16 protein-coding genes are annotated in these 19,716 nt (G+C 51.9%); 10 read left to right on the top strand and 6 right to left on the bottom strand.

Going from position 1 to position 19,716, the window contains the following annotated elements; all coding sequences use genetic code 11:
- The first annotated feature begins 34 nt into the window (after nt 1-34).
- From nemA to QUF14_RS10130, 4 genes are all read left to right on the top strand, one after another.
- Nucleotides 35-1,132: an N-ethylmaleimide reductase gene (gene nemA / locus QUF14_RS10115; protein WP_000093576.1), complete on the top strand. Its 1,098-nt coding sequence runs from the start codon at nt 35-37 to the stop codon at nt 1,130-1,132.
- 80 nt (nt 1,133-1,212) lie between these two features.
- Nucleotides 1,213-1,620 (top strand): lactoylglutathione lyase, encoded by a 408-nt coding sequence (gloA, locus tag QUF14_RS10120; protein WP_001237796.1) that lies wholly within the window; start codon nt 1,213-1,215, stop codon nt 1,618-1,620.
- A 102-nt stretch (nt 1,621-1,722) separates the two neighbouring features.
- On the top strand, nt 1,723-2,370 hold the full coding sequence (rnt, locus tag QUF14_RS10125; RefSeq protein WP_001282275.1) for a ribonuclease T: 648 nt from the start codon (nt 1,723-1,725) through the stop codon (nt 2,368-2,370).
- Between the two features lie 92 nt (nt 2,371-2,462).
- Nucleotides 2,463-7,079: an ATP-dependent helicase gene (locus QUF14_RS10130; protein WP_001354697.1), complete on the top strand. Its 4,617-nt coding sequence runs from the start codon at nt 2,463-2,465 to the stop codon at nt 7,077-7,079.
- 50 nt (nt 7,080-7,129) lie between these two features.
- Here QUF14_RS10130 and grxD read toward each other — a convergent pair whose 3' ends face one another.
- Complete coding sequence (grxD, locus tag QUF14_RS10135) at nt 7,130-7,477, bottom strand: monothiol glutaredoxin 4 (protein ID WP_000108172.1); 348 nt, start codon at nt 7,475-7,477, stop codon at nt 7,130-7,132.
- A gap of 334 nt (nt 7,478-7,811) precedes the next feature.
- Here grxD and mepH point away from each other — a divergent pair, with 334 nt between their 5' ends.
- Nucleotides 7,812-8,639, top strand: coding sequence for a peptidoglycan DD-endopeptidase MepH (gene mepH, locus QUF14_RS10140; protein ID WP_000101165.1), 828 nt, complete (start codon nt 7,812-7,814; stop codon nt 8,637-8,639).
- Nucleotides 8,640-8,766: 127 nt separating this feature from the next.
- The gene (gene sodB, locus QUF14_RS10145) at nt 8,767-9,348 is read left to right on the top strand and encodes a superoxide dismutase [Fe] (protein WP_000007283.1); all 582 of its coding nucleotides are present in this window, start codon (nt 8,767-8,769) and stop codon (nt 9,346-9,348) included.
- Nucleotides 9,349-9,493: 145 nt separating this feature from the next.
- On the opposite strand, the gene QUF14_RS10150 is transcribed toward sodB, so the two are convergent.
- Together QUF14_RS10150 and cydH are read right to left on the bottom strand one after the other, a co-directional pair.
- Nucleotides 9,494-10,663 (bottom strand): MFS transporter, encoded by a 1,170-nt coding sequence (locus QUF14_RS10150; protein ID WP_000701039.1) that lies wholly within the window; start codon nt 10,661-10,663, stop codon nt 9,494-9,496.
- A 165-nt stretch (nt 10,664-10,828) separates the two neighbouring features.
- On the bottom strand, nt 10,829-10,918 hold the full coding sequence (gene cydH / locus QUF14_RS10155) for a cytochrome bd-I accessory subunit CydH (protein WP_000102278.1): 90 nt from the start codon (nt 10,916-10,918) through the stop codon (nt 10,829-10,831).
- Between the two features lie 298 nt (nt 10,919-11,216).
- On the opposite strand from cydH, the gene purR reads away from it, so the two are divergent.
- Nucleotides 11,217-12,242: an HTH-type transcriptional repressor PurR gene (gene purR, locus QUF14_RS10160; RefSeq protein WP_000190996.1), complete on the top strand. Its 1,026-nt coding sequence runs from the start codon at nt 11,217-11,219 to the stop codon at nt 12,240-12,242.
- Here the strand turns inward: purR and punR are convergent.
- Nucleotides 12,239-13,171 (bottom strand): DNA-binding transcriptional activator PunR, encoded by a 933-nt coding sequence (gene punR, locus QUF14_RS10165; RefSeq protein ID WP_000269493.1) that lies wholly within the window; start codon nt 13,169-13,171, stop codon nt 12,239-12,241. The two genes, purR and punR, sit on opposite strands and share 4 nt — an antisense overlap.
- Nucleotides 13,172-13,283: 112 nt before the next feature.
- Here punR and punC point away from each other — a divergent pair, with 112 nt between their 5' ends.
- Together punC and cfa are read left to right on the top strand one after the other, a co-directional pair.
- Entirely contained in the window at nt 13,284-14,495 is a 1,212-nt protein-coding gene (gene punC / locus QUF14_RS10170; RefSeq protein WP_001182341.1) for a purine nucleoside transporter PunC, read from the top strand.
- A 290-nt stretch (nt 14,496-14,785) separates the two neighbouring features.
- The gene (gene cfa / locus QUF14_RS10175; protein ID WP_000098911.1) at nt 14,786-15,934 is read left to right on the top strand and encodes a cyclopropane fatty acyl phospholipid synthase; all 1,149 of its coding nucleotides are present in this window, start codon (nt 14,786-14,788) and stop codon (nt 15,932-15,934) included.
- A 39-nt stretch (nt 15,935-15,973) separates the two neighbouring features.
- On the opposite strand, the gene QUF14_RS10180 is transcribed toward cfa, so the two are convergent.
- Nucleotides 15,974-16,615: a riboflavin synthase gene (locus QUF14_RS10180; protein WP_000493965.1), complete on the bottom strand. Its 642-nt coding sequence runs from the start codon at nt 16,613-16,615 to the stop codon at nt 15,974-15,976.
- A gap of 214 nt (nt 16,616-16,829) precedes the next feature.
- Between QUF14_RS10180 and mdtK the strand changes: the two genes are divergently transcribed.
- Nucleotides 16,830-18,203 carry a multidrug efflux MATE transporter MdtK gene (gene mdtK, locus QUF14_RS10185; RefSeq protein WP_001174965.1) on the top strand — a complete coding sequence of 458 codons (1,374 nt, stop codon included), beginning with the start codon at nt 16,830-16,832 and terminating at the stop codon, nt 18,201-18,203.
- Between the two features lie 40 nt (nt 18,204-18,243).
- On the opposite strand, the gene QUF14_RS10190 is transcribed toward mdtK, so the two are convergent.
- Nucleotides 18,244-19,500 carry an AIDA repeat-containing protein gene (locus QUF14_RS10190; protein ID WP_000534246.1) on the bottom strand — a complete coding sequence of 419 codons (1,257 nt, stop codon included), beginning with the start codon at nt 19,498-19,500 and terminating at the stop codon, nt 18,244-18,246.
- Between the last annotated feature and the right edge of the window lie 216 nt (nt 19,501-19,716).

Raw genomic sequence — 19,716 nt, forward strand, 5'->3', positions numbered from 1 at the left:
GGCATTTTTTATCACCAGACCACCGGGAGCCTTTATGTCATCTGAAAAACTGTATTCCCCACTGAAAGTGGGCGCGATCACGGCGGCAAACCGTATTTTTATGGCACCGCTGACGCGTCTGCGCAGTATTGAACCGGGTGACATCCCTACCCCGTTGATGGCGGAATACTATCGCCAACGAGCCAGTGCCGGTTTGATTATTAGCGAAGCCACGCAAATTTCCGCCCAGGCAAAAGGATATGCAGGCGCGCCTGGCATCCATAGTCCGGAGCAAATTGCCGCATGGAAAAAAATCACCGCTGGCGTTCATGCTGAAAATGGTCATATGGCCGTGCAGCTGTGGCACACGGGGCGAATTTCTCACGCCAGCCTGCAGCCTGGCGGTCAGGCACCGGTAGCGCCTTCTGCACTTAGCGCGGGAACGCGTACTTCTCTGCGCGATGAAAAAGGTCAGGCGATCCGCGTTGAAACATCCATGCCACGTGCACTGGAACGGGAAGAGATTCCGGGCATCGTCAATGATTTCCGCCAGGCCATCGCTAACGCCCGTGAAGCTGGGTTTGATCTGGTGGAGCTACACTCTGCTCACGGTTATTTACTGCATCAGTTCCTTTCTCCTTCTTCAAACCATCGTACCGATCAGTACGGCGGCAGCGTGGAAAATCGCGCACGTCTGGTGCTGGAAGTGGTCGATGCCGGGATTGAAGAATGGGGTGCCGATCGCATTGGCATTCGTGTTTCGCCAATCGGTACTTTCCAGAACACGGATAATGGCCCAAATGAAGAAGCCGATGCACTGTATCTGATTGAACAACTGGGCAAACGCGGCATTGCTTACCTGCATATGTCAGAACCAGATTGGGCGGGAGGTGAACCGTATACTGATGCGTTCCGCGAAAAAGTACGTGCCCGTTTCCACGGTCCGATTATCGGCGCAGGGGCATACACGGTAGAAAAAGCTGAAACGCTGATCGGCAAAGGGTTAATTGATGCGGTGGCATTTGGTCGTGACTGGATTGCGAACCCGGATCTGGTTGCCCGCTTGCAGCGCAAAGCTGAGCTTAACCCACAGCGTGCCGAAAGTTTCTACGGTGGCGGCGCGGAAGGCTATACCGATTACCCGACGCTGTAATCCAGCATTGCGAGCGGCGCAAAGCCGCCGCTATACTAAAACAACATTTTGAATCTGTTAGCCATTTTGAGGATATAAAGATGCGTCTTCTTCATACCATGCTGCGCGTTGGCGATCTGCAACGCTCCATCGATTTTTATACCAAAGTACTGGGCATGAAACTGCTGCGTACCAGCGAAAACCCGGAATACAAATACTCACTGGCGTTTGTTGGCTATGGCCCGGAAACCGAAGAAGCGGTGATTGAACTGACCTACAACTGGGGCGTGGATAAATACGAACTCGGCACTGCTTATGGTCACATCGCGCTTAGCGTAGATAACGCCGCTGAAGCGTGCGAAAAAATCCGTCAGAACGGCGGTAACGTCACCCGTGAAGCGGGTCCGGTAAAAGGCGGCACTACGGTTATCGCGTTTGTGGAAGATCCGGACGGTTACAAAATTGAATTAATCGAAGAGAAAGACGCCGGTCGCGGTCTGGGCAACTAAACTCCTGCCGGGCGTGAACTCATCGCGCCCGCATCTTTACTGCATCGACAAGTAATATTTGTCATAATGCGCGCTGCAATTTATCCGTATTAAGAGAATCAGATGTCCGATAACGCTCAACTTACCGGTCTGTGCGACCGTTTTCGTGGTTTTTATCCTGTTGTGATCGATGTTGAAACAGCTGGATTTAACGCCAAAACCGATGCGCTGCTTGAGATTGCCGCCATCACCCTGAAAATGGATGAACAAGGCTGGCTGATGCCGGACACCACATTACATTTCCACGTCGAACCATTTGTCGGCGCAAATTTGCAGCCAGAGGCCCTCGCCTTCAACGGCATTGACCCGAACGCTCCCGATCGCGGCGCGGTCAGCGAATACGAGGCGCTGCACGAAATTTTTAAAGTTGTACGTAAAGGCATTAAAGCGAGCGGCTGTAACCGCGCCATTATGGTGGCGCACAACGCCAATTTCGATCACAGCTTTATGATGGCCGCCGCAGAACGCGCCTCACTGAAACGTAACCCGTTCCACCCTTTCGCCACTTTTGACACTGCTGCACTGGCCGGGCTGGCACTCGGACAAACCGTATTGTCAAAGGCTTGCCAGACCGCTGGCATGGACTTCGACAGCACCCAGGCGCACTCCGCGCTGTATGACACCGAACGCACTGCTGTGCTGTTTTGTGAAATCGTCAACCGCTGGAAACGTCTGGGAGGCTGGCCGCTGCCTGCCGCCGAAGAGGTGTAATCGAGTCGATGCCTGATGACATGCAATGATTCAGGCATCTATAGTGAGGCTATTCCACGCATCATGCATGATATTCACGGGGAATAGCGTTAATGGCAGATAATCTAAACCCTTCATCGCCCCTGCCGGACGTGTTTTCACCGGCGACCCGCGACTGGTTTCTTCGCGCCTTTAAACAGCCGACCGCTGTCCAGTCGCAAACCTGGCATGTGGCGGCGCGAGGCGAACATGCGCTGGTGATTGCACCGACTGGCTCCGGGAAAACGCTGGCAGCATTTCTCTACGCCCTCGATCAGCTCTTCCGCGAAGGCGGCGAAGATACCCGCGAGGCGCATAAGCGTAAAACCTCACGCATTCTCTATATTTCACCGATCAAAGCTCTGGGCACCGACGTTCAGCGCAACTTGCAGATCCCGTTACAGGGTATTGCCGATGAACGGCGGCGGCGCGGCGAAACGGAAGTCAATCTTCGCGTGGGGATCCGTACTGGCGATACGCCTGCACAGGAACGCAGCAAACTCACCCGTAATCCGCCGGATATTCTGATCACCACACCCGAATCACTCTATCTGATGCTGACCTCCCGCGCGCGCGAAACGCTACGCGGCGTCGAAACGGTAATTATTGATGAAGTCCACGCGGTAGCGGGCAGTAAACGTGGTGCGCATCTGGCGTTAAGTCTGGAGCGGCTCGATGCGCTGCTCCACACCTCAGCACAGCGAATTGGCCTTTCTGCCACTGTACGCTCAGCCAGCGATGTGGCAGCATTTCTTGGTGGCGATCGCCCGGTTACGGTAGTCAACCCGCCCGCAATGCGCCATCCGCAGATACGGATTGTCGTACCGGTCGCCAATATGGATGATGTCTCATCGGTCGCCAGCGGCACCGGCGAAGACAGCCATGCCGGCCGAGAAGGCTCCATCTGGCCATATATTGAAACGGGTATCCTTGATGAAGTTTTGCGCCATCGCTCGACCATTGTCTTTACTAATTCACGCGGGCTGGCGGAAAAACTGACGGCACGATTGAATGAGCTTTACGCCGCACGCTTACAGCGTTCCCCGTCTATCGCCGTTGATGCGGCCCATTTCGAGTCGACCTCCGGCGCAACCTCTAACCGTGTACAAAGTAGCGACATTTTTATTGCCCGCTCACACCACGGCTCCGTGTCTAAAGAACAACGAGCCATCACCGAACAGGCGCTGAAATCGGGTGAATTACGCTGCGTGGTCGCAACCTCCAGTCTCGAACTGGGGATTGATATGGGCGCGGTGGATCTGGTAATTCAGGTGGCAACGCCGCTTTCTGTTGCCAGTGGGTTACAACGCATTGGACGTGCCGGACACCAGGTAGGTGGTATCTCCAAAGGGCTTTTTTTCCCCCGAACCAGGCGTGACTTAGTCGATTCCGCAGTCATTGTTGAGTGTATGTTCGCAGGCAGGCTGGAAAACCTGACACCACCGCATAATCCACTCGACGTCCTTGCGCAGCAGACCGTTGCCACCGCGGCGATGGATGCATTACAGGCAGACGAATGGTACTCCCGCGTACGCCGTGCCGCACCGTGGAAAGATCTGCCAAGACGTGTTTTTGACGCCACGCTGGATATGCTTTCCGGGCGCTATCCCTCTGGCGATTTTTCTGCTTTTCGACCAAAACTGGTCTGGAACAGGGAGACCGGGATATTGACCGCCCGACCTGGCGCTCAGCTGTTGGCGGTTACCAGCGGTGGCACCATTCCGGATCGTGGCATGTATAGCGTGTTATTACCCGAAGGTGAAGAACAGGCCGGTTCGCGGCGGGTGGGTGAACTGGATGAGGAGATGGTATATGAGTCGCGGGTGAACGACATTATCACTCTCGGCGCTACCTCATGGCGGATCCAGCAAATCACCCGCGATCAGGTGATTGTGACTCCTGCTCCAGGTCGTTCTGCCCGCCTTCCCTTCTGGCGTGGTGAAGGTAACGGACGTCCGGCAGAATTAGGCGAGATGATCGGCGATTTTCTCCATTTACTGGCGGATGGCGCGTTCTTTTCCGGGACTATTCCCCCGTGGTTGGCAGAAGAAAATACGATCGCCAATATTCAGGGGTTGATTGACGAGCAGCGCAACGCGACGGGCATCGTTCCGGGTAGTCGTCATCTGGTCCTCGAACGGTGCCGTGATGAAATTGGCGACTGGCGTATTATTTTGCACTCTCCCTATGGAAGACGGGTGCATGAACCCTGGGCGCTGGCGATTGCCGGGCGAATACATGCACTATGGGGCGCTGACGCGTCTGTGGTTGCCAGTGATGACGGCATTGTTGCGCGCATTCCTGACACCGATGGTAAATTGCCCGATGCCGCGATTTTTTTGTTTGAACCAGAAAAGTTGCTGCAAATTGTCCGCGAGGCGGTAGGCAGCTCGGCACTTTTCGCCGCCCGTTTTCGCGAATGCGCCGCGCGGGCATTATTAATGCCGGGCCGCACGCCGGGCCATCGCACCCCGCTTTGGCAACAACGGCTACGCGCCAGTCAGTTGCTGGAAATCGCTCAGGGATATCCGGATTTTCCGGTCATTCTCGAAACCCTACGCGAATGTCTGCAAGATGTTTATGATCTTCCCGCGCTGGAACGTTTGATGCGTCGCCTGAACGGTGGCGAAATTCAAATATCCGATGTAACGACCCCTACGCCTTCGCCTTTCGCCGCCAGTTTATTGTTCGGCTATGTCGCGGAATTTATGTACCAGAGCGACGCCCCGCTGGCAGAGCGCCGGGCATCCGTACTGTCGCTGGACAGCGAGTTACTGCGCAATCTACTCGGACAGGTCGATCCGGGGGAATTACTCGACCCGCAGGTCATTCGCCAGGTGGAAGAAGAGTTGCAACGACTGGCTTCTGGTAGAAGAGCGAAAGGTGAAGAAGGATTGTTCGACCTGCTGCGCGAACTGGGGCCAATGACCGTTGAAGACCTGGCGCAACGGCATACAGGCAGCAGTGAAAAGATTGCGTCGTATCTGGAAAATCTTCTTGCAGTAAAACGAATCTTCCCGACGATGATTAGCGGGCAGGAGCGTCTTGCCTGTATGGATGATGCCGCCAGGCTGCGCGATGCCCTCGGCGTACGACTACCAGAGTCACTGCCAGAGATTTATTTGCACCGAGTCAGTTACCCGCTTCGCGACCTCTTTCTGCGCTATCTCCGGGCTCATGCTCTGGTCACGTCTGAACAACTGGCTCATGAGTTTAGTCTCGGTATTGCCATTGTCGAAGAGCAACTTCAGCAACTGCGCGAACAGGGGCTGGTGATGAATCTGCAACAAGGCATCTGGGTGAGCGATGAAGTATTTCGTCGTCTGCGTTTGCGCTCGCTGCAAGCCGCCAGAGAAGCGACACGTCCCGTTGCGGCCACGACCTATGCGCGATTGCTGCTGGAACGTCAGGGCGTATTACCCGCCACCGATGGTAGCCCGGCACTCTTTGCCTCAACATCGCCAGGCGTTTATGAGGGTGTGGATGGCGTCGTGCGGGTGATCGAACAGCTTGCCGGAGTCGGTTTACCCGCCTCACTCTGGGAAAGCCAGATCCTGCCTGCCCGCGTACGCGACTATTCGCCAGAAATGCTCGATGAATTACTGGCAACCGGTGCGGTTATCTGGTCGGGGCAAAAAAAACTGGGTGAAGATGACGGTCTGGTGGCACTGCATCTACAGGAATATGCCGCAGAATCGTTCACTCCCGCCGAAGCGAATCAGGCGAATCGTTCGGCGCTGCAGCAAGCGATAGTCACGGTTCTGGCTGACGGAGGAGCCTGGTTTGCACAACAAATCAGCCAACGGATACGCGATAAAATCGACGAATCGGTTGCTCCCTCAGCCCTGCAAGAGGCGTTATGGGCGCTGGTCTGGCAAGGCGTCATCACCAGCGACATTTGGGCACCGTTACGCGCCCTCACCCGCAGCAGTACCAACACACGCACCTCAACTCGTCGCAGCCACCGGGCTCGTCGTGGACGTCCTGTCTATGCGCAACCCGTCTCGCCGCTGCTATCTTACAACACACCAAATCTGGCTGGACGCTGGTCGTTATTGCAGGTGGAGCCACTAAACGATACCGAAAGGATGCTGGCGCTGGCGGAAAATATGCTCGACCGCTACGGCATCATCAGTCGTCAGGCGGTGATAGCCGAAAATATCCCTGGCGGGTTTCCATCGATGCAAACGCTTTGTCGAAGTATGGAAGACTCCGGGCGAATTATGCGAGGTCGTTTTGTAGAAAGTCTGGGTGGCGCGCAATTCGCTGAACGTCTGACTATTGACCGATTGCGCGATCTGGCGACACAAGCCACGCAAACGCGCCACTATACACCAGTGGCGCTCTCTGCCAACGATCCGGCTAATGCATGGGGAAATCTTCTGCCCTGGCCTGCACATCCGGCAACGCTGATACCAACGCGTCGGGCGGGTGCGCTGGTGGTCGTTTCTGGCGGCAAATTGTTACTCTATCTGGCGCAAGGTGGCAAAAAAATGCTGGTCTGGCAGGAAAAAGAGGAATTACTCGCCCCAGAGATTTTCCACGCGCTGACTACCGCACTGCGTCGCGAACCACGGCTGCGCTTTACGCTAACAGAAGTGAATGACCTACCGGTCCGGCAAACGCCGATGTTTACGCTGCTGCGTGAGGCGGGATTTTCAAGTTCGCCACAAGGACTGGATTGGGGATAGAGAAAGGACTGACGGATGCCCGTTCGCATCCGTCAGTATTGCAGGACGGATTATTCAGCGTCCGGCTCTTCAGACTTGTATTTAGCGGCAGTTTCTTTGATCAGCTGCTGCAGTTCGCCACGCTGATACATTTCGATCACGATATCACAACCGCCGACCAGCTCGCCGTCAACCCACAGTTGCGGGAAGGTCGGCCAGTTAGCATATTTCGGCAGTTCCGCACGAATGTCCGGATTCTGCAGGATATCAACATAGGCAAAACGTTCGCCACATGCGGCAAGCGCCTGGACTGCCTGGGCAGAGAAACCGCAGCTCGGCAGTTTCGGTGAACCTTTCATGTACAGCAGGATCGGGTTTTCAGCAATCTGGCGTTGGATTTTTTCGATAGTGGTGCTCATTGTCTTGCTTCCTCAAACTTCTTTACGGCAGTAATCTGACATTGTAGCGGGTCAGTGCGGCATCGGAAAATAACATTTTCATCACGCTTTTGCTATTTTATCCCTTTGTTCTATTTGTTGCATTTCAAATATTCGTTTCTTCCCTTATGCACGGCAAACTGGCGTATTTATAACCATTTTTAGCTTCCACTGCTGCATTTTTTTGCGCTCGCCGACGAAACGTATTTTTTAACAATAAAAGCTATTAACTTTCTCTTCTTCTATGCATTAGAATTATCAAGTTTTGTAAATCAGACGCAGGCATGATAGACCTGCCTTAACAGAGGGACGCTCAGTGGCGCGGATAAACCGTATTTCGATCACGCTCTGTGCTTTACTTTTTACCACCCTGCCTTTAATGCCTATGGCCCATGCTTCAAAGCAAGCCAGGGAGAGTTCTGCTACCACTCATATCACCAAAAAAGCAGATAAAAAGAAAAGCACGGCAACCACCAAAAAGACCCAGAAAGCCAGCCAGAAAACAGCGAAAAAAGCCGCCAGTAAAAGTACGACCAAAAGCAAAACCGCTTCCTCCGTTAAAAAATCTTCCATTACCGCTTCTAAAAACGCCAAAACTCGCAGCAAACACGTCGTCAATAAAACGGCCTCAGCCAGCTTTACCGAAAAGTGTACCAAACGTAAGGGCTATAAATCGCATTGTGTGAAAGTCAAAAATGCCGCGTCAGGAACCCTTGCCGACGCACACAAAGCGAAGGTGCAAAAAGCCACAAAAGTGGCAATGAATAAACTGATGCAGCAAATTGGTAAGCCATATCGTTGGGGTGGCAGCTCACCGCGTACCGGTTTTGATTGCAGCGGTCTGGTTTATTACGCTTATAAAGATTTGGTAAAAATTCGTATTCCGCGTACGGCGAATGAAATGTATCACCTGCGTGATGCAGCACCTATCGAACGTAGTGAACTGAAAAACGGCGACCTGGTCTTCTTCCGTACTCAGGGACGCGGTACAGCCGATCATGTCGGCGTGTATGTCGGCAACGGCAAATTTATTCAGTCACCGCGTACGGGTCAGGAAATTCAAATCACTTCTCTCAGTGAAGACTACTGGCAGCGCCACTATGTTGGCGCTCGCCGGGTAATGACCCCAAAAACACTTCGCTAAAACTTTACCCTGTTGTTACGGCAACAGGGTAAGTTCATCTTTTGTCTCACCTTTTAATTTGCTACCCTATCCATACGCACAATAAGGCTATTGTACGTATGCAAATTAATAATAAAGGAGAGTAGCAATGTCATTCGAATTACCTGCACTACCATATGCTAAAGATGCTCTGGCACCGCACATTTCTGCGGAAACCATCGAGTATCACTACGGCAAGCATCATCAGACTTATGTCACTAACCTGAACAACCTGATTAAAGGTACCGCGTTTGAAGGTAAATCACTGGAAGAGATTATTCGCAGCTCTGAAGGTGGCGTATTCAACAACGCAGCTCAGGTCTGGAACCATACTTTCTACTGGAACTGCCTGGCACCGAACGCGGGTGGCGAACCGACTGGAAAAGTCGCTGAAGCTATCGCCGCATCTTTTGGCAGCTTTGCCGATTTCAAAGCACAGTTTACTGATGCAGCAATCAAAAACTTTGGTTCTGGCTGGACCTGGCTGGTGAAAAACAGCGATGGCAAACTGGCTATCGTTTCAACCTCTAACGCGGGTACTCCGCTGACCACCGATGCGACTCCACTGCTGACCGTTGATGTCTGGGAACACGCTTATTACATCGACTATCGCAATGCACGTCCTGGCTATCTGGAGCACTTCTGGGCGCTGGTGAACTGGGAATTCGTAGCAAAAAATCTCGCTGCATAATAACTGATGGCAAATGCAACATTGCCTGATGCGCTTCGCTTACCATGCCAACTCGGATGAAGCGTTAACACCGCATCCGGCAAGATAAATCGCACGTTGCCAGCAACTGTAACGCAGAAGGTTATCCTTCTGCGTTTTTGTTTAATTAGCTGTTGGCAACGCAAACTGCCTCAGGTTGTTTTCTGGCTGACATAAACACCAGCAATAATGCCAGTCCCGCGACAATCGCCCCCATCACCGGCACAAAACTGTATCCCAGCCCAGCGGAAATTACCGCACCACCAGCAGCTGCTCCCAGCGCATTTCCAAGATTAAAGGCACCAATATTGACTGATGAAGACAGACCAGGCGCTTCACTGGCGACACGCATCACGCGCATCTGTAACGGCGGTACGACCGCAAAGGTTGCTGCTCCCCACACCACCATGCTAATAGCTGCGCCAAACTCATTGCGGGCCAGGAACGGGATTGCCAGCATAATCACCATCAGCAGCAACAAAAAGCCTTTCAACGTGCCGTTAACTGAACGATCTGCCAGTTTGCCGCCGAGATAGTTCCCAATAGAGAACCCGACACCAATCAGCACCAGCATTGCCGTGACGAACACCGGTGTTGCGTGGGTAATACTTTGCAGTACCGGAGAGATATAGGTGTAGAGGGTAAACATGGCGCCAGCTCCCAGCACCGTCGTCAGCAATGCAGACAGCACCTGCGGACGCATTAATACCGCCAGCTCTTTTTTCACTTCAGGTCGCGCCCCTGCGCCACCTTTAGGTAATGAGAAGAACAGACTTACCATTGAAATCACGCCCAGCCCCGCCGTTGCCAGAAATGACATCCGCCAGCCGATGGTTTCACCCAACCAGGTCGCCGCCGGCACGCCACCGATATTTGCCAGGGTTAACCCCATAAACATAGTGGCAACTGCGCTGGCCTGTTTATGTTTTGGCACCACGCTTGCGGCCACGACTGAACCCAAACCAAAAAATGCTCCGTGATTCAGGCTGGTCAAAATGCGTGAAAGCATCAGGGTCATATAATCCGGCGCGATGGCGGAAAGTACGTTGCCGAGCGTGAAAATCGCCATCAGGAAAATCAACGCACTGCGGCGGGCACGATGAGAAAGTAGAAGCGTCATCAGCGGCGCGCCCACCATTACGCCAACTGCATAGGCACTGATTAACATTCCGGCAGCAGGAATCGAGACATCCACACCGCGCGCAATGACGGGCAACAAGCCCATTGGCGAGAACTCCGTTGTCCCGATACCAAACGCGCCAATCGCCAGCGCCAGCAACGGATAGTTAATTTTCATGCCTTATCTCCACCTCTTCGCGTCATTACGCGATATTCATTAAAGTGGCGAAAGCATGACAGCAATCACAAAAAAATGAAAATAACAAAAAGAGAAAACACTTTTGCCATTTTGCTAACAAACAGGAAGGAGATGCGAGGGAGAACGCGCTCCCTCGAGAGGAAATCAGTGCAGCGCGGCAGTCAAACCCACGGCCACGATCAAACCGAGGACGATAATCGTTGTTACCAGTGAAAATTTAAGGTCGGTGCTCATCAAGTTTTCTCCTTTTTTATTACCACACAAAAAGTGATATTACGCATTTTTACACACTGTGATGAAAAAATCTCCCGTCATTTATAATGATAAGTGTTTTTACCACTTCCCCTTTTCGTCAAGATCGGCCAAAATTCCACGCTTACACTATTTGCGTACTGGCCATTGACCCCTTCCTGACGCTCCGTGTCGTTTTTCCGGCGTACCGCAACACTTTTGTTGTGCGTAAGGTGTGTAAAGGCAAACGTTTACCTTGCGATTTTGCAGGAGCTGAAGTTAGGGTCTGGAGTGAAATGGAATGGCAACAATAAAAGATGTAGCGAAACGAGCAAACGTTTCCACTACAACTGTGTCACACGTAATCAACAAAACACGTTTCGTCGCTGAAGAAACGCGCAACGCCGTGTGGGCAGCGATTAAAGAATTACACTACTCCCCTAGCGCGGTGGCGCGTAGCCTGAAGGTTAACCACACCAAGTCTATCGGTTTGCTGGCGACCAGCAGCGAAGCGGCCTATTTTGCCGAGATCATTGAAGCGGTTGAAAAAAATTGCTTCCAGAAAGGTTACACCCTGATTCTGGGTAATGCGTGGAACAATCTTGAGAAACAGCGGGCTTATCTGTCGATGATGGCGCAAAAACGCGTCGATGGTCTGCTGGTGATGTGTTCTGAGTACCCAGAGCCGTTGCTGACGATGCTGGAAGAGTATCGCCATATCCCAATGGTGGTAATGGACTGGGGTGAAGCAAAAGCTGACTTCACCGATGCGGTCATTGATAACGCGTTCGAAGGCGGCTACATGGCCGGGCGTTATCTGATTGAACGCGGTCACCGCGAAATCGGCGTTATCCCCGGCCCGCTGGAACGTAACACTGGCGCAGGCCGCCTTGCCGGTTTTATGAAGGCAATGGAAGAAGCGATGATCAAAGTGCCGGAAAGCTGGATTGTACAGGGTGACTTTGAACCTGAATCCGGTTATCGCGCCATGCAGCAAATACTGTCGCAGCCGCATCGCCCTACTGCCGTCTTCTGTGGTGGCGATATCATGGCAATGGGCGCACTTTGTGCTGCTGATGAAATGGGTCTGCGCGTCCCGCAGGATGTTTCGCTGATCGGTTATGATAACGTGCGCAACGCCCGCTATTTTACGCCGGCGCTGACCACGATCCATCAGCCAAAAGATTCGCTGGGTGAAACAGCGTTCAACATGCTGTTGGATCGTATCGTCAACAAACGTGAAGAACCGCAGTCCATTGAAGTGCATCCGCGCTTGATTGAACGCCGCTCCGTGGCTGACGGCCCGTTCCGAGACTATCGTCGTTAATCACCCGTTGCGGGAGTCTCTTCCGGCTCCCGCAGCCACTCCTTATTCAGCGTCTCACTATCGCCGAGATACTCAAGCAACCAGGTTAACGCAGGCGACATATCATTTTGCTGCCATGTCAGACAACATGCCGAATCCGGAAAGGGGTTTTCCAGTTCTAATGCTACCCACTTCCCCTCATTAAGCCACGGTTTGGCGAAATGTGTTGGCACCATCCCTATGCATAATCCTGCCGAGATACAGGTTGCCGATGATTCCCAGTCAGGCACGACAAGTCTTTTTTGGTTATCCAGCAACCAGGTAATACGTTTAGGTAGCGTTCGTGAGGTGTCTTCGCGCACCAATGACGGCCAGTTGCGCAACGTATCATCGCTGAACGGGCCATCCATCAACGCCAGCGGGTGGTGGCTGGCAACAACGCAACTCCAGCTTAGCATCCCCATATCCCGGAAGGCATAACGACCGCCTACCGGAATCGCGCGTGTTGCGCCAATCGCCAGTTCCACGCGCCCGTCGGAAAGCGCATCCCAGACACCGTTGAACACTTCCTGAAAGACAAGAAGTTCGACATCATCAAAATGGCGATAAAAATCAACGATCATCTGCCGTGTACGTTCTGGCCTGACAATATTATCCACTGCGATAGCTAACTGACCGCGCCAGCCGTTCGCTATCTGCTGACATTGCTGCCGAGTGATCTGCATTTTTTTGACAACAGAGCGCCCTTCTTTGAGAAACCACGCCCCGGCAGCGGTCAGTTCCACATCACGGTGACGTCGTTCAAACAGAGGCACCGCCAGCCACTCTTCCAGCTGACGCACGGTATAGCTGACCGCAGAAGGAACGCGATGCAACTCCTGGGCTGCAGCGCTAAAACTACCATTACGCGCTACCGCATCAACAACTTCGAGTGAATATTCTGACCACATAGTCTGCCTGCAAAATTTTTGAAACCAGTCATCAAATATTACCGTTTCACAACACTAATTTCACTCCCTACACTTTGCGGCGGTGTTTAATTGAGAGATTTAGAGAATATACATGCAACCTGGGAAAAGATTTTTAGTCTGGCTGGCAGGTTTGAGCGTACTCGGTTTTCTGGCAACCGATATGTATCTGCCTGCTTTCGCCGCCATACAGGCCGACCTGCAAACGCCTGCGTCTGCTGTCAGTGCCAGCCTTAGTCTGTTCCTTGCCGGATTTGCCGCAGCCCAGCTTCTGTGGGGGCCGCTCTCCGACCGTTATGGTCGTAAACCGGTGTTATTCATCGGCCTGACAATTTTTGCGTTAGGTAGTCTGGGGATGCTGTGGGTTGAAAACGCCGCCACGCTGCTGGTATTGCGTTTTGTACAGGCTGTAGGTGTCTGCGCCGCGGCGGTTATCTGGCAAGCGTTAGTGACGGATTATTATCCTTCACAGAAAGTTAACCGTATTTTTGCGACCATCATGCCGCTGGTGGGTCTATCTCCGGCACTGGCTCCTCTGTTAGGAAGCTGGCTGCTGGTCCATTTTTCCTGGCAGGCGATATTCGCCACCCTGTTTGCCATTACCGTGGTGCTGATTCTGCCTATTTTCTGGCTCAAACCCACGACGAAGGCCCGTAACAATAGTCAGGATGGTCTGACCTTTACCGATCTGCTACGTTCTAAAACCTATCGCGGCAACGTGCTGGTATACGCGGCCTGTTCAGCCAGTTTTTTTGCATGGCTGACCGGTTCACCGTTCATCCTTAGCGAAATGGGTTACAGCCCGGCAGTGATTGGTTTAAGCTATGTCCCGCAAACTATCGCGTTTCTGATTGGTGGCTATGGCTGTCGCGCCGCACTACAAAAATGGCAAGGCAAGCAGTTATTACCGTGGTTGCTGGTGCTGTTTGCTGTCAGCGTCATTGCGACCTGGGCTGCGGGCTTCATTAGCCATGTGTCGCTGGCCGAAATCCTGATCCCATTCTGTGTGATGGCGATTGCCAACGGCGCGATCTACCCGATTGTTGTCGCCCAGGCACTGCGTCCTTTCCCACATGCAACTGGTCGCGCCGCAGCGTTGCAGAACACTCTACAACTGGGTCTGTGCTTCCTCGCAAGTCTGGTAGTGTCCTGGCTTATCAGTATCAGTACGCCATTGCTCACCACCACCAGCGTGATGTTATCAACAGTAGTGCTGGTCGCTCTCGGTTACATGATGCAACGCAGTGAAGAAGTGGATTGCCAGAGCCATGGCAATGCCGAAGTGGCGCATAGCGAATCACACTGATCTATATCGATATGCTTATACTTAGGCTGCTAACAAAATTTTGTTGTATGATTGAAATTAGCGGCCTATACTAATTTCGAGTTGTTAAGACTACGATAAATATTATGTTTTTATGGGGACAGGAACGTTCCCTACTCACTATGGATGGTCATTTCGGCAAGGGTTCCTCCTTTCCCTCTGTTCTACGTCGGATTATAGACTCGCAGTTTTTTCTGCGAGATTTCTCACAAAGCCCAAAAAGCGTCTACGCTGTTTTAAGGTTCTGATCACCGACCAGTGATGGAGAAACTATGAGTTCATCGTGTATAGAAGAAGTCAGCGTACCGGATGACAACTGGTACCGTATCGCCAACGAATTACTTAGCCGTGCCGGTATAGCCATTAACGGTTCTGCCCCGGCGGATATTCGTGTGAAAAATCCCGATTTTTTTAAACGCGTTCTGCAGGAAGGATCGTTGGGGTTAGGCGAAAGTTATATGGATGGCTGGTGGGAATGTGACCGACTGGATATGTTTTTTAGCAAAGTCTTACGCGCAGGTCTCGAGAACCAACTCCCCCATCATTTCAAAGACACGCTGCGTATTGCCAGCGCTCGTCTCTTCAATCTGCAGAGTAAAAAACGTGCCTGGATAGTCGGCAAAGAGCATTACGATTTGGGTAATGACTTATTCAGTCGCATGCTTGATCCGTTCATGCAATATTCCTGCGCTTACTGGAAAGATGCCGATAATCTGGAATCTGCCCAGCAGGCGAAGCTCAAAATGATTTGTGAAAAATTGCAGTTAAAACCAGGGATGCGCGTACTGGATATTGGCTGTGGTTGGGGCGGACTGGCGCATTACATGGCGTCTAACTATGACGTAAGCGTGGTGGGCGTCACCATTTCTGCTGAACAGCAAAAAATGGCTCAGGAACGCTGTGAAGGCCTGGATGTCACCATTTTGCTGCAAGATTATCGTGACCTGAACGACCAGTTTGATCGTATTGTTTCTGTGGGGATGTTCGAGCACGTCGGACCGAAAAATTACGATACCTATTTTGCGGTGGTGGATCGTAATTTGAAACCGGAAGGTATATTCCTGCTCCATACTATCGGTTCGAAAAAAACCGATCTGAATGTTGATCCCTGGATTAATAAATATATTTTCCCGAACGGTTGCCTGCCCTCTGTACGCCAGATTGCTCAGTCCAGCGAACCCCACTTTGTGATGGAAGACTGGCATAACTTCGGTGCTGATTACGATACTACGTTGATGGCGTGGTATGAACGTTTCCTCGCTGCATGGCCAGAAATTGCGGATAACTACAGTGAACGCTTTAAACGGATGTTTACCTATTATCTGAATGCCTGTGCAGGTGCTTTCCGCGCCCGTGATATTCAGCTCTGGCAGGTGGTGTTCTCTCGCGGAGTCGAAAACGGCCTTCGAGTCGCTCGCTAGAGGCTATTCTATCGCCCCCGCTCCGGGGGCGATTTCAGATCAGGCTTCTGTACCTGGTTGATTCATGGCATTTTCTCGTGCCGCCAGCACACGTTCTACCGTATCTACCACTGCCTGAGTTTGTGGATCGATTTCAATGTTGACGCGTGCGCCGAGTTTTTTCTTCCCAAGGGTAGTGCGTTCCAGTGTTTCCGGAATTAAATGGACGCAAAAACGCGTTGGCGTGACTTCGCCGACGGTCAGGCTAATACCGTCGATGCCAATAAATCCTTTGTACAGGATATATTTCATCAACTGACTATCCTGGACTTTAAACCAGATCTGACGATTATTTTCCGAGGTTAATATTTTCGCCACTTCAGCGGTGGTCATAATATGACCTGACATTAAGTGTCCGCCAATTTCATCGCTGAATTTCGCCGCACGCTCAACGTTTACCCAATCCCCCACATTTAAATCGCCAAGATTAGTAATGCGTAACGTTTCTTTCATCAGGTCAAAACTGACATGGTTGCCGTTAATTTCCGTTACGGTCAGGCAGCAACCGTTATGCGCCACGGACGCACCGGTTTCCAGCCCGTCCAGCATGTAGTCAGGTAACTCAACCACATGTGTGCGAAAATTTGGTTTCTCGTCAATCGACACCAGTTTTGCGGTGCCCTGTACAATCCCCGTAAACATACTCACAACTCCTGAAATCAGTTAAGACATTCTGTTCAGCACAATAGCAGGTGGAAAACGCCCTTACCAGTGAAGGGGTAAGAATGGCTATTTTTTCACTGGAGAATTAATAAATCCTCGCTACAATAGACTGAATTTCCCCTGCTTCTTCTTTTTGCTGCCCATTCAGGCGGCTTTTTAGTCTCTCATATAATTACAAATAAAAGGTGTTCACGTGCAGAAGTATATCAGTGAAGCGCGTCTGTTATTAGCATTAGCAATCCCGGTGATTCTCGCGCAAATCGCCCAAACTGCGATGGGTTTTGTCGATACCGTGATGGCGGGCGGCTATAGTGCCACCGACATGGCGGCGGTCGCTATCGGTACTTCTATCTGGCTTCCGGCGATCCTCTTTGGTCACGGGCTGCTGCTGGCATTAACGCCGGTTATCGCGCAATTAAATGGTTCCGGTCGACGTGAGCGCATTGCGCATCAGGTGCGACAAGGGTTCTGGCTGGCAGGTTTTGTTTCCGTTCTTATTATGCTGGTGCTGTGGAATGCGGGTTACATTATCCGAACTATGGAAAATATCGACCCGGCTCTGGCGGACAAAGCCGTGGGTTATTTGCGCGCATTGCTGTGGGGCGCACCGGGCTATCTGTTCTTCCAGGTTGCCCGTAACCAGTGTGAAGGTCTGGCAAAAACCAAGCCGGGTATGGTGATGGGCTTTATCGGCCTGCTGGTGAACATTCCGGTGAACTATATCTTTATTTATGGTCATTTCGGTATGCCTGAGCTCGGTGGCGTTGGTTGTGGCGTGGCTACTGCGGCGGTGTATTGGGTCATGTTCCTTGCCATGGTTTCTTACATTAAACGCGCCCGCTCGATGCGCGATATTCGTAACGAAAAAGGCACCGCGAAGCCCGATCCTGCGGTTATGAAACGACTGATTCAACTCGGTTTGCCGATTGCACTGGCACTGTTCTTTGAAGTAACGCTGTTTGCCGTCGTGGCTCTGTTAGTGTCTCCGCTCGGTATTGTTGATGTCGCAGGACATCAGATTGCCCTGAACTTTAGTTCACTGATGTTCGTACTTCCCATGTCGCTGGCGGCAGCGGTAACCATCCGCGTAGGTTATCGTCTGGGTCAGGGCTCAACGCTGGATGCGCAAACCGCTGCGCGGACCGGGCTTATGGTGGGTGTCTGTATGGCAACCCTGACGGCCATATTCACGGTTTCACTGCGGGAGCAAATCGCCCTGTTGTACAACGACAATCCCGAGGTTGTAACGCTGGCTGCGCATTTGATGTTGCTGGCGGCGGTATATCAGATTTCTGACTCAATCCAGGTCATTGGCAGTGGGATTTTGCGTGGATATAAAGATACGCGTTCCATTTTCTATATCACCTTTACGGCTTACTGGGTGCTGGGCTTGCCAAGCGGCTATATTCTGGCACTGACCGATCTGGTTGTTGAGCCTATGGGGCCAGCAGGCTTCTGGATAGGGTTTATTATCGGCCTGACATCGGCAGCTATTATGATGATGCTGCGAATGCGTTTCCTGCAACGTCTGCCGTCAGCCATCATTCTGCAACGAGCGTCCCGCTAATAAAGACAAGGCGCAACCTTCACGGGTTGCGCCTGTGTTTTTACGCAGGCTGGAGCGTTGCGCCAATCCCGTCTTCGTCTGGCTGTAGTTTCAGTGCGTTACACAGAGTTTGCCGACTGGCATCGGTTATCTCAACGTGTATATCACCGTTAACTTCCCCTTTCACATTGATGAAGTCAGGTGAAATTTCTTTCGCACTGGTTTGCAGGCAAATCGCTCCCTCTCCGCGCAGGTGTTTCACTTTCAGTTGCACATGCGTTGCCGCATCAGTGATCAGCCACAGTTTTCCACCATTCAGATTGATGTTACCAATATTGAAAGTGACACTGTCACCTTTTACCGTGCTGCCATCGAAAATCAACACACCGCCCTGCTGTACAGTAATCGATGATTGTTGCAGATCTGCGCCATAGCCAATAATCATTGAAGCGCCGTCCAGTAATGCAACACTCCCGGTCAGTTCAACCGGTGCGCGATCTTCCTCTACGACAAAATTTTCGTCCGCGCTGGTGGGTGACAACAAGATCACTGTCCCACCTTGTATTACCGCGTTTTCCAGCGCACCAGCATGCACTTCAGCCCGACCACCCACATTAACGGACAGGTTTTGCGTCTTACCGGAACTATAGAGCTGAAGGCCATCCGTCCCCAGACGATAAATGGCTCCATTCTCAACAATAGTGTTAGAGTCTTCACCACCGAGATTATTCATGGTGCCACCAGCAAGCAATGTATCACTGGCTTTCCCCGCCAGCATAAAAACGCCGCCCTGATTAATCTCACAATTGCTGGCTTCCCCACCTGGATACACCAACAATTCACCACCTTCATCTACCACGACCGCTGAGGTTGTCCCATTGACCAACAGGCCGCCCTCTTGATCGAGAATGATTTTTTCCGCGCGATGGCCTTCCAGTACACGCAGGTTACCGCCATTTTCCAGCAACAAACCGCAGGCATAACCCTGATCAACGCTAAATTTACCTTCTGGATGGCGGCCATTAACCGTAGCGAGCGTAGAGAGACTAATTGCGCCTCCCTCTGACTGAACAATATCTGTGGCAATGGCACCGTCACTGACCGATAGCGTGCCATTGTTGCCGTACTGTGTGCATTTGGCGATCCCACCGGTTGCCACTTTCAACCAACCGGCCCCCGTGACCACGGTATTTTCGGCTCTTGCGCCAGCTTCAACAATTAACTCACCTTCAGTAAGTTGCGTCGCGCCAATGACCTCGCCGGTCTTAACAATTTGCACGTTCCCGTCGCTCATCAAGTTTTTCGCATCAGATCCCATGATTTATTCCTTTGCTGCATCTGTGTGCCTTTATTGCTACCTAAGTGTAAAGGCTACGGAGGATTTATCCACGACAGATTTTGAGATGGTGGCAAACAACTCTGTTTAAACTCTGATACACAGATTATTGGGTTGTGTCAGATGTAAATGCGATCCTGAATAAAAATCGCCCTTGCAAATCAACAAAATATAGCCAATTTGCTTAAAAGCTCTGCA

It is taken from the genome of Escherichia sp. HH091_1A (assembly GCF_030295175.1).
Classification (GTDB): Bacteria; Pseudomonadota; Gammaproteobacteria; order Enterobacterales; family Enterobacteriaceae; genus Escherichia; species Escherichia coli_F.

Coding starts and splice junctions, on each gene's coding strand:
- nemA (WP_000093576.1), top strand. CDS start 35: ATGTCATCTGAAAAACTGTATTCCCCACTGAAAGTGGGCGCGATCACG.
- gloA (WP_001237796.1), top strand. CDS start 1,213: ATGCGTCTTCTTCATACCATGCTGCGCGTTGGCGATCTGCAACGCTCC.
- rnt (WP_001282275.1), top strand. CDS start 1,723: ATGTCCGATAACGCTCAACTTACCGGTCTGTGCGACCGTTTTCGTGGT.
- QUF14_RS10130 (WP_001354697.1), top strand. CDS start 2,463: ATGGCAGATAATCTAAACCCTTCATCGCCCCTGCCGGACGTGTTTTCA.
- grxD (WP_000108172.1), bottom strand. CDS start 7,477: ATGAGCACCACTATCGAAAAAATCCAACGCCAGATTGCTGAAAACCCG.
- sodB (WP_000007283.1), top strand. CDS start 8,767: ATGTCATTCGAATTACCTGCACTACCATATGCTAAAGATGCTCTGGCA.
- QUF14_RS10150 (WP_000701039.1), bottom strand. CDS start 10,663: ATGAAAATTAACTATCCGTTGCTGGCGCTGGCGATTGGCGCGTTTGGT.
- cydH (WP_000102278.1), bottom strand. CDS start 10,918: ATGAGCACCGACCTTAAATTTTCACTGGTAACAACGATTATCGTCCTC.
- purR (WP_000190996.1), top strand. CDS start 11,217: ATGGCAACAATAAAAGATGTAGCGAAACGAGCAAACGTTTCCACTACA.
- punR (WP_000269493.1), bottom strand. CDS start 13,171: ATGTGGTCAGAATATTCACTCGAAGTTGTTGATGCGGTAGCGCGTAAT.
- punC (WP_001182341.1), top strand. CDS start 13,284: ATGCAACCTGGGAAAAGATTTTTAGTCTGGCTGGCAGGTTTGAGCGTA.
- cfa (WP_000098911.1), top strand. CDS start 14,786: ATGAGTTCATCGTGTATAGAAGAAGTCAGCGTACCGGATGACAACTGG.
- QUF14_RS10180 (WP_000493965.1), bottom strand. CDS start 16,615: ATGTTTACGGGGATTGTACAGGGCACCGCAAAACTGGTGTCGATTGAC.
- QUF14_RS10190 (WP_000534246.1), bottom strand. CDS start 19,500: ATGGGATCTGATGCGAAAAACTTGATGAGCGACGGGAACGTGCAAATT.